Source organism: Kitasatospora sp. NPDC101801 (assembly GCF_044766665.1).
GTDB lineage: Bacteria > Actinomycetota > Actinomycetes > Streptomycetales > Streptomycetaceae > Kitasatospora.
In genome coordinates this window covers 1-1,308 of record NZ_JBIWML010000109.1, presented here as the reverse complement: position 1 = coordinate 1,308, position 1,308 = coordinate 1, and the positions used below count along the sequence as shown (strand labels likewise).

The 1,308-nt window shown below is 67.5% G+C and carries 2 protein-coding genes; both read left to right on the top strand.

Annotated elements, in window-relative coordinates; translation table 11 throughout:
• Positions 1-58: 58 nt before the first annotated feature.
• Complete coding sequence (locus ACIRPK_RS36925; RefSeq protein WP_403047344.1) at positions 59-928, top strand: IS5 family transposase; 870 nt, start codon at positions 59-61, stop codon at positions 926-928.
• Between the two features lie 71 nt (positions 929-999).
• The gene (locus ACIRPK_RS36920; protein ID WP_403047342.1) at positions 1,000-1,296 is read left to right on the top strand and encodes a hypothetical protein; all 297 of its coding nucleotides are present in this window, start codon (positions 1,000-1,002) and stop codon (positions 1,294-1,296) included.
• Positions 1,297-1,308 lie beyond the last annotated feature (12 nt).

The following is a 1,308-nucleotide window of genomic DNA, read 5'->3' as shown; positions in this document are numbered from 1 at the left end:
CTAGGCCGTGTTTTAGAACGGGGTTCCGGTCCAGTCCTCGCGCTGTGATGATCATGGTGTGGGGCGTGGAGATCTTTCTGATGAGCAGTGGTCGGTGCTGGAGTCGTTGCTGCCTGCGGCAGGAGTGAGCCGCAGGTCCGGGAACCGGCGGCGGTTGGTCAATGGAGTTCGGTGGCGGGTTCGGACAGGTGTTCCGTGGCGGGATCTGCCGCATGAGTACGGGCCTTGGCAGACCGTTTACGGGCTCTTTCGCCGTTGGCAGCGCGAGGGTGTGTGGGCCCGGATCCTCACCTTGTTGCAGGCGAGGGCTGATGCGGCCGGGCTCGTTGCCTGGGAGGTGAACGTCGACTCCACGGTCTGCAGGGCTCATCAGCATGCCGCTGGTGCCCGCCGGGACGGGGCCGGGCAGAAGGAGCCCCCTGGAGGGGTCGCGACCGAGCCGGAGGACCACGGCCTGGGTCGGTCGCGGGGCGGGTTCTCGACAAAGATCCATCTGGCCTGCGAGCAAGGTCAGAAGCCGCTGTCGTTGTTGGTCACGGCAGGTCAGCGGGGTGACAGCCCGCAGTTCGAGCCGGTCCTCGAAGCAATCCGGGTGCCCAGGGCCGGCGGTGGTCGTCCGAGGCGCAAGCCACTGCGGGTACGTGGTGACAAGGCCTACTCCTCGCGCGCCAACCGTGCCTACCTGCGCAGACGCGGGATCCGCTGCACCATCGCAGAGCCGGCCGATCAGGTCCGCAACCGCAAGCGCCGTGGCCGCGCCGGTGGCCGACCGCCGGCCTTCGACCGGGAGGACTACAAGGCCCGCCACGCAGTTGAGTGCGGGATCAGCCGCCTCAAGCAGCACCGGGCGGTCGCGACCCGGTACGACAAGCTCGCCTGCCGCTTTGAGGCGACGGTCCAGATAGCGGCGATCCACCAGTGGCTGTGAACCAGCGGTCGCCCGCGCGGCCGTGCCATCCTGATCACGGCATTGGGCAGCACACGCATGGGGAGGGTTCAGTGGCCGCCAGGTACTACTGCGCCGACAGCGAGAACGGCAACCACGTCGACGACCCGTCCGAGGACGCTCTGTTCATGCTGATCGGCGACCTGAACGACTCCGACAACACCTTCGTCGTCATCCAGCCCGACCAGGACGACCCTCCCTGGTTTGCCTCCGTCGCAGTCCTGGACGAGGGCGGATACGAGGTCGTACGCCGCGACACCACTCGCCGCGAACACGACGTGACCGTCGAGACCAGCACCGACCGCATCACGGGCGACCTCACCAAGTGGATGGCCGCCCGCGCTTCCTAAAACACGGCCTAG